Origin of the sequence: Mesorhizobium sp. M7A.F.Ca.MR.362.00.0.0 (genome assembly GCF_004023175.1) — a bacterium.
GTDB lineage: Bacteria > Pseudomonadota > Alphaproteobacteria > Rhizobiales > Rhizobiaceae > Mesorhizobium.
Map to the genome: position 1 here is coordinate 1 of NZ_RZTF01000284.1, position 8070 is coordinate 8070.

9 protein-coding genes and 1 pseudogene (1 of these 10 only partly in view) are annotated in these 8070 nt (G+C 62.9%); 3 read left to right on the plus strand and 7 right to left on the minus strand.

What is annotated here, in order from left to right:
• Both EOC06_RS26665 and rnd read left to right on the plus strand, forming a co-directional pair.
• Window positions 1-253: pseudogene (locus EOC06_RS26665) on the plus strand (MFS transporter); the annotation flags it as partial.
• 78 nt (window positions 254-331) lie between these two features.
• The gene (rnd, locus tag EOC06_RS26670; protein ID WP_027038348.1) at window positions 332-1483 is read left to right on the plus strand and encodes a ribonuclease D; all 1152 of its coding nucleotides are present in this window, start codon (window positions 332-334) and stop codon (window positions 1481-1483) included.
• 49 nt (window positions 1484-1532) lie between these two features.
• Here the strand turns inward: rnd and EOC06_RS26675 are convergent, their stop codons facing one another.
• The 5 genes from EOC06_RS26675 to EOC06_RS26695 form a co-directional block, all read right to left on the minus strand.
• Window positions 1533-1952 carry an MAPEG family protein gene (locus EOC06_RS26675; RefSeq protein ID WP_128309185.1) on the minus strand — a complete coding sequence of 140 codons (420 nt, stop codon included), beginning with the start codon at window positions 1950-1952 and terminating at the stop codon, window positions 1533-1535.
• A 37-nt stretch (window positions 1953-1989) separates the two neighbouring features.
• Window positions 1990-2613, minus strand: coding sequence for a hypothetical protein (locus tag EOC06_RS26680; RefSeq protein ID WP_127269488.1), 624 nt, complete (start codon window positions 2611-2613; stop codon window positions 1990-1992).
• Complete coding sequence (gene guaB / locus EOC06_RS26685) at window positions 2564-4066, minus strand: IMP dehydrogenase (RefSeq protein WP_127269487.1); 1503 nt, start codon at window positions 4064-4066, stop codon at window positions 2564-2566. The genes EOC06_RS26680 and guaB overlap by 50 nt, the downstream gene beginning before the upstream one ends.
• A 156-nt stretch (window positions 4067-4222) precedes the next feature.
• Window positions 4223-4678 (minus strand): PIN domain-containing protein, encoded by a 456-nt coding sequence (locus EOC06_RS26690; RefSeq protein ID WP_128309186.1) that lies wholly within the window; start codon window positions 4676-4678, stop codon window positions 4223-4225.
• Window positions 4675-4920, minus strand: coding sequence for a type II toxin-antitoxin system Phd/YefM family antitoxin (locus tag EOC06_RS26695; RefSeq protein WP_127329883.1), 246 nt, complete (start codon window positions 4918-4920; stop codon window positions 4675-4677). Before EOC06_RS26695 ends, EOC06_RS26690 begins: the two co-directional genes overlap by 4 nt.
• Before the next feature lie 287 nt (window positions 4921-5207).
• On the opposite strand from EOC06_RS26695, the gene EOC06_RS26700 reads away from it, so the two are divergent.
• A complete protein-coding gene (locus EOC06_RS26700; RefSeq protein WP_128309187.1) occupies window positions 5208-6629 on the plus strand; it encodes an MFS transporter in 1422 nt (473 codons plus the stop codon).
• A 69-nt stretch (window positions 6630-6698) separates the two neighbouring features.
• Here EOC06_RS26700 and EOC06_RS26705 read toward each other — a convergent pair whose 3' ends face one another.
• Both EOC06_RS26705 and EOC06_RS26710 read right to left on the minus strand, forming a co-directional pair.
• Complete coding sequence (locus tag EOC06_RS26705; RefSeq protein ID WP_027038343.1) at window positions 6699-7496, minus strand: RlmE family RNA methyltransferase; 798 nt, start codon at window positions 7494-7496, stop codon at window positions 6699-6701.
• A 22-nt stretch (window positions 7497-7518) separates the two neighbouring features.
• The coding region annotated (locus EOC06_RS26710; protein WP_164898749.1) for a Ppx/GppA phosphatase family protein crosses the window boundary (this coding region is incomplete at its 5' end): on the minus strand, window positions 7519-8070 show 552 of its 1186 nt. 634 nt of the annotated region lie beyond the right edge of the window.

Here is an 8070-nt window from a genome sequence, read left to right on the forward strand (position 1 = left end):
GTTCTATTCCTTCGGCGCCATTGGCGGCCCGTTCGCCGCCTCGACCGCGATGCAATATTTCGGACCGGGCGCCCTGTTTGTATTCAGCGCGGTGGTCTATGCGATCTTCATCGCCGTCATCCTTTACCGCATGCAGGCCCGGTCCGGTGTGCCGGCAGGCAGGCGCGGCCGCTTCACCGCGCTCCTGCGCACTTCGACGGTTTTCGCGCGGCTGGCCAGGAGAAACGACGATTCCGATGGTCCGGGAACCTGATGATGGCGTTGCCAAAGCTTGACGAAAGCCCCGGCGGCTGAAATCTAGGAAGACCTTACTCCTGTCAAAAGCGATTTGATGCACGTCATCACCACCCAGAAAGAACTCGAGACCGTTCTCGCCGCTTTCGAAAAGTCGGATTTCGTCACCGTCGACACCGAATTCATACGAGAAACGACGTTTTGGCCGATCTTGTGCCTGATCCAGATGGCCGCTCCTGGCGTGACGGCACTCATCGATCCCCTGTCGCCCGATATCGACCTGAAGCCGTTCTTCAGGCTGATGGCCAATGAAGCGGTGGTCAAAGTCTTTCACGCCGCGCGGCAGGACATCGAAATCATCGTCCACCTCGGCGATCTGGTTCCGCATCCGGTGTTCGACACGCAAGTGGCGGCGATGGTCTGCGGCTTCGGCGACAGTGTTTCCTACGATCAGCTCGTGCAGCGCATCACCGGTGCGCGGCTCGACAAGTCATCGCGTTTCACCGACTGGCGCCATCGGCCGCTTTCCGACAAGCAGCTCGACTACGCGCTGGCCGACGTCACGCATCTCATCGAGGTCTATCAGCACCTCAGCGCCGAATTGGAGCGGGAAAACCGCGCCCATTGGCTCAACGAGGAGATGGAGGTGCTGACCTCACGCGAAACCTATGATCCGCATCCCGAGGACGCCTGGAAGCGGCTGAAGATGCGGCTGCGCAAACCGCAGGAACTGGCGATCGTGCAGGGCGTTGCGGCGTGGCGCGAGCGCGAGGCGCGCGAACGCGACGTGCCGCGCGGCCGCGTTCTGAAAGACGACGCGATCTACGAGGTGGCGCAGCAGGCGCCGCGCGACGCGGCAGCCCTCGGCAAGCTGCGCACGACGCCGAAGGGCTGGGAGCGCTCGTCGACGGCAACGGCGCTGCTTGGCGCGGTCAACACCGCGCTTGCCTTGCCCAAGGAAGAGATGCCGAAACTGCCAAAGAGTTTCCAGCCGCCCGAGGGCTCGAGCGCCGCGGCGGAACTGTTGAAGGTGCTGCTGCGGATCGTTGCCGAAAAGGAGGGCGTCGCTTCCAAGGTGCTGGCCTCCAGCGACGACATCGACCGTATCGCCGCCGAGGGCGAGGAAGCCGACGTACCGGCGCTGCAAGGCTGGCGGCGCGCGGTGTTCGGCGAGGCCGCGCTCAAGCTGGTACGCGGCGAGATCGGCATCAAGTTCGACAAGCGCAAGATCGCGGTGTTCGACCTTTAGGCGAACGGACTTCCCTTCTCCCCTGTGGGAGAAGGCAGAAGCGCTCTGCTCAGACCGCGCCGAGCAGGTGCAGCGCGAACCAGATCCATCCCAGCAGGAGAATCACCGCACTGACGAAGAATGACCGGCTGCGCAGCAGCAGATTGTTGCTGGTCAGGTGAATCCAGGCATGGAAATAGCGGGACGCGACGAAGATCCACATCAGCGCCAAGGTCAGATAGTTGACGCCGTTGGTCAGGTGCAGCGTCAGGCACAGCACGTAAAACAGCACCGGCAGTTCGAACTGGTTGGTGAGATTGGCGGCAACGGTGACGCTGGAGGCCGGTTCGGCCGAACGCACCTTGAACTGACCGGCCTTCGCCTCGCCTGACCTTATTGCGCCGTATCTGCGACGACCCAGGACGCAGTAGACGATGTAGATCAGCAGCACATGCGCGAGAACGGGCCAGAAGATCGTGGTCTGGTTCATCAAGTGCCCCCTGCCCGGTTGGCCTTCGCGTGCGGCATCAGGCCTGGCGTTTCTGGCCCGCCAGCCAGAAGGCCGCGATGACGATCACCGGTATGGCGAAAAGCGCGAATTTGGTGACGGTGAGCGCCGAGGCGAAAGACAGCGAGTCCGGGTTGGCCGACAGGAAATCGGACAGAAGCCGCGCCACCGCAAAGTTCTGAACGTAATGTGCAAGCGTGTAGGGAAGCACCAGGACCAACGCGAAAATCGACTGCAGCTGCGCCGGCAGCACGCGGAAAGCCTTCAATCGCCGGCCGGTGGCCAGGATGAGGCTGACCAGCGTGACCGACAGCAGCGCCGGGAACAACAGGTCGAAGGTCAGATAGTGCCAGACGAGAATGATCTCGCCGCCGCGCCGGCCGAGCGCTGTCAGCCAGGCCATGCCTTCGTCCGGCGTAAACCCTAAAATGCGCATGTCGAGCGACGGCAAGCCGCCGCTCAACTGGCGGAAATAGAAGAATTCCAGAGCCGTCATGGCGATGAAAACCACCGCCGACAGGAAACAGAGCGCGCCTGCGTGGCGAGACAGCCGCAGGATCGTTGCCGTCAGGTTCCGCCCGAGCCCGTACTGGTCAGGCTCCACCGGGATAGTTCGGGCTTTCGCGGGTAATCGTGACGTCATGGGCGTGGCTTTCACGAAGTCCGGCATTGGATATGCGCACAAAAGTGGCGCGCTCGCGGAAATCGGCAAGGTCGCGGCCACCAACATAACCCATAGCGGCTTTCAAGCCGCCCGCAAGCTGGTGCAGCACGCCAGACACAGGTCCCTTGTAGGGAACCTGCCCTTCGATGCCTTCCGGAACCAGTTTCAGCGTGTCGCGCACCTCGGCCTGGAAGTAGCGATCGGCGGAGCCGCGGGCCATCGCGCCAACCGAGCCCATGCCGCGATACGCCTTGAAGGAGCGGCCCTGGTGCAGATAGACCTCGCCGGGGCTTTCGTCGGTCCCAGCCAGCAGCGAGCCGATCATGGCGGCACTTGCGCCGGCGGCGAGCGCCTTGGCGAGATCGCCGGAATATTTGATACCGCCATCGGCGATAACCGAGACGCCGGATTTGTGCGCCGTCTCGACCGCCGACATGATCGCCGAGAGCTGCGGCACGCCGACGCCGGCGACGATGCGGGTGGTGCAGATGGAGCCCGGACCGATGCCGACCTTGACGGCGTCGGCACCGGCGTCGATCAGCGCCTGCGTGCCCGCGGCGGTGGCGACGTTGCCGGCCAGGATGCGAACCGAGTTGGAGAGTTTCTTGGCGCGCGTCACCGCGTCGAGCACGCGTTGCGAGTGGCCATGCGCGGTGTCGATCACCAGAAGGTCGACGCCGGCATCGATGAGACGTTCGGCGCGTTCATAGCCGTCATCGCCGACGCTGGTGGCCGCGGCGGCGCGCAAGCGGCCCTGTGCGTCCTTGCTGGCGTGCGGGTTGAGCTGCGACTTCTCGATGTCCTTGACGGTGATCAATCCGACGCAGTTGCCCTGCCTGTCAACGACAACCAGCTTTTCAATGCGGTGCTGATGCAGAAGCCGCTTGGCCTCGTCCTGGTCGACGTTCTCCTTGACCGTGATCAGGTTGTCACGGGTCATCAGCTCATGGACCTTCTGCGCCGGATCGGAGGCAAAGCGCACGTCGCGATTGGTCAGGATGCCGATCAGCCGCCCGACCTTGTGGCCGCCAGTGCCACCATTCTCGACCACCGGAATGCCCGAGATCGAATAGCTGCGCATCAGGCCCAGCGCGTCGGCGAGCGTCGCGTCGGGGCCGATGGTGACAGGATTGACCACCATGCCGGATTCGAATTTCTTGACCTGCCGCACCTGCTCGGCCTGTTCGGCCGGCGAGAAATTGCGGTGGATGACGCCAATGCCGCCGGCTTGGGCCATGGCGATGGCGAGCCTGGCCTCGGTGACGGTGTCCATCGCCGCCGAGAGGATCGGCACGTTGAGGTCGATGTCGCCGGCGATGCGGGTGCGGACATCGGTCTCGCCGGGCATGACCTCGGAATGGCCGGGCTGCAGCAGCACGTCGTCAAAGGTCAGCGCCAATGCGCCGGTGGACGTTTCGATGATTTTTGCCATGGCCAGTCCCTTGAATATAAAACGCGGTGGGGGAATACAAAAAAGCGCTGGACCGGAATGGACAGCGCCGACTCGTTTCTTCCCTTTCAGGATTGGCGCTGGCTGGTACCACGTCCAAGCGCCAATGAAAAGCCGATCGTCTCGGTGTTTCGCGTTCTATCCAGAAGACTCCCCCAAGAGAGCATTGAGCAGAACGTGACGCGGCGATGCGAAAGGGCTGACGACAGTTACCCCACCCCATGTGAAGCCATCTTGCAGGTCTTCCGAAAGGAGCATCCGACAACCGGTTTGGGAAGCGGTGGACAGAATGACCGCGTCCCAAATGCTGAAGTGGTGGTCCGTAGCCAGATCAGCCGCCATCATCATTACGTCTTGCACTGTCGCGGCAACTGGAAACGCGTCGCGCCAACCCAGGAGGGCATCCCGGGCTTCCACAGGCGGTCTTCCGGCCTTGCGGACGAGAACGTTGTACAACTCGCCAAGGACCTGAACGGGAATAACTGCAGCCTCTTGCGGCAGGTTGCGCAGCAGTTCGAGAACGATATCGCGCTTCTCGGCACCGTTGACCCCTTCCCCGTAGGCAAGGACATTGGTGTCGAGCGCGACCTTCATCGCTCGTCCTCGTAGAGCTCGTCACGGGTCCAACGTCCGACATCCAAAACAGGCTGGCGTTCGAGGCGCGACAACAACGCTAATCGCGAGCGGGAAGCCACACCCTGCTGTCGATCGGCGGGCACGATCCGCGCGACGGGTCGCCCATGACTGGTCACAACATAGCTTTGTCCTTCGCGAACACCGCGCAGGATGAGAGAAAATCTACGGTTGGCATCGGCTGCCGAAACGGCTTCTTCCATGACAAAGTCCATATAGTAGTTATATACACTACAATAATGTGACACATCTCCATTCGCAAGCTATTCTTTGCTGCTTGGCCAGCGCCTGGAGACGGAACGAGAAGACCTTGGCCGTCCCGGCAGTTCTGATTTAGGCACGGCGGCAGGCCAAGCGAACTGCCTGTCTCCCCGCAGTCGCACAAAAGTGACAGCAAATTAATGCGACATCAGAGCCGGCCCATGATAACCGCCCTGCATGTTGGCTTGCCTCCCGGTCAACCGTAAAAGAATCAAGTCGGACGCGTTTTGTGAACCGCACCATCCCGCTCATCCTGGCGGTCGCCCTTTTCATGGAAAACATGGATTCGACCGTCATTGCGACATCGCTGCCGGCGATCGCCGTCGACATCCACACCAGTCCGATCGCGCTCAAGCTGGCGCTGACCGCCTATCTGGTGTCGCTGGCGATCTTTATTCCGATCAGCGGCTGGATGGCAGACCGTTTCGGCGCCAAGAATATCTTTCGTGCCGCGATCGCGGTCTTCATCGTCGGCTCAATAGCCTGTGCGCTCTCCGGTTCGCTGCCGGCTTTCGTGGTGTCGCGCTTCCTGCAAGGCATTGGGGGCGCCATGATGACGCCGGTTGGGCGGCTGGTGCTGGTGCGCGCGACACCGAAAAGCGAACTCGTCGCGGCGATGTCCTGGCTGACCGTTCCGGCGCTGGTCGGGCCACTGGTCGGACCGCCGGTCGGCGGCTTCATCACCACCTATTTCACCTGGCATTGGATCTTCCTGATCAATGTGCCGATCGGCGTGGTCGGCATCTGGCTGGCGACGCGTTTCCTGCCGGAGACCGAACCCGCGCAGACCCCGCCACTTGATTTCATCGGCTTCGTGCTGAGCGGGCTGGCGGCATCCGGGGTGGTGTTTGGCCTGTCGGTGGTCAGCTTGCCCTATCTGCCGCCAATCGTCGGTGTCACCACCGTAACGGTCGGCCTCGTGTCGGGGGCGCTCTATCTGCTGCATGCGCGCCACGCCAAAAACCCGCTGCTGGCGCTCGAACTGTTCCGCAACCAGGTGTTCCGCTCTTCGGTGCTTGGCGGCTCGCTGTTTCGCATCGGCATCGGGGCCGTGCCCTTCCTGCTGCCGCTGATGTTCCAGATCGGCTTTGGACTGACGCCATTCCAGTCCGGCATGATCACCTTCGTCTCTGCAATCGGCGCCATCGGCATGAAATTCGTCACCGCGCTGATCTTCCGCGTCGCCGGCTTCCGCCGCGTGCTGGTTGTCGGTTCGCTGGTCGCCGCCGCCTCGATCGCCATCAACGGCCTGTTCACACCCGACACACCTTATCTCTTGATGCTGGCCATGCTGCTCGTCGGCGGCTTCATCCGATCGATGTTCTTCACTGGCGTCAATGCGCTCGCCTATGCCGAGGTTTCGGCTGAAGACACCAGCAAGGCGACGCCGATTACAGCGGTGTTCCAGCAGTTGTCGGTCGCGCTCGGCGTGGCGCTGGCCGGCGGAATCCTGGAAGTATCGACGTCAATCCATGGCGGCCCGCTGTCGCTGGACGACTTCCACATTGCCTTCTTCATCGTTGCAGCGGTCTCGGCGGTGGCATCGCTATCCTTCGTCCGGCTGGCACCCGACGCCGGCAACGCCATCTCCGGTCACGGCCGGCTGACAACACCGAAGACGCTGGAAACGGTGAGCCCACCCGGCAACTGATGGCAGCTACGCTTCGGCCTCGCCTTCTGGACGGCCCGATTCGCCCGACGGCGGACCGGCGGTGCCCCGTCAGTCGTCGGCGTCCCCCGGCCCTTCGCTATGGCTCCGGGCGCTCGAGGCCTTCGGAACGTCCACTGGACGTTCCGATCCGCCTGACGGCGGACCGGCCTCTCGCCCTTTAAAATCTTTGGCCAGCAAATAGAGCTCGACCGATTCATCCCGCGACGCCGGCGGCTTGACGTGATGGACGGAACGGAAGTTCTTCTTGAGCATGGAGAGCAACTCGTTTTCGGCGCCGCCCTGGAAAGTCTTGGCGAGGAAATGCCCGCCCGGCTTTAGCACCGACAGCGCAAAATCGGCCGCCACCTCGCACAGATGCATGGTGCGGATGTGGTCGGTCCGCTTGTGCCCGGTGGTTGGCGCCGCCATGTCGGACAACACGATATCGGGATCGCCGCCCAGCGCCTCGGCCAGCTTTTGCGGTGCTGCCGGATCGAGGAAATCCATCAGCAGCACCGGGGCGCCTGGCACGGCGTCCATTTCCAGATAGTCGATGCCGATGACATGCGGCTTGTCGGCCGTCGATTTCGTCCGCGCGGCGGCGACCTGGCACCAGCCGCCGGGGGCGGCGCCGAGATCGATCACCTTCATGCCGGGTTTCAGGAGATGATGCTTGTCGTCGATCTCGATCAGCTTGTAGGCCGCGCGCGAGCGATAGCCGTCAGCCTTGGAGCGCTGGACATAGGGATCGTTGATGTGGCGCTGCAGCCAGCGGCGCGACGATTCCTTCAGCCCGCTCTTCTTCTTGATCCGCGTCTTCAGCACACGAATGCTGGCTGATCCTGGTTTTTCCGGTTTCTTGGTCATTGCTTAATTCTTCGGTTCGGGCTCACGCTCTGCCACGCCCATCGTTGCGCCAGACGCCATCATCGGCCATCAGTTCGCTCAAAATACCTTCGCGCAGGCCACGATCGGCGACTCGCAGCCGCTCGGACGGCCACACGGCGCGGATCGCCTCGAGGATAGCACAGCCGGCCAGCACCAGATCGGCGCGATCGGCACCGATGCAAGGGTTGGCGCAGCGCTGCTGGAAATCCCAGCCAACCAGTCTTTCGACCATGCGATCGACGCTGTCGCGGTCCATCCACAGCCCATCGACACGGCGGCGATCGTAGCGCTCGAGCTCAAGGTGGACACCGGCCAGCGTCGTCACGGTTCCGGACGTGCCCAGCAGATGGAAATTCGGGCTGGCCTTGAGATGGCTCAGCCGATCGCGACCGTCGAAGCTGGCCAGCCGGCCGGCAACGTCGTCGACCATGGCGGCGAAGATCTCGCGCGTCACCGTGCGGCCGCCAAAGCGCTCGGCCAGCGAGACGACGCCGACCGGCAGCGACGTCCACGACACGATATGATTGGCCAGCCTCGGCGAACGGCGGCCGGC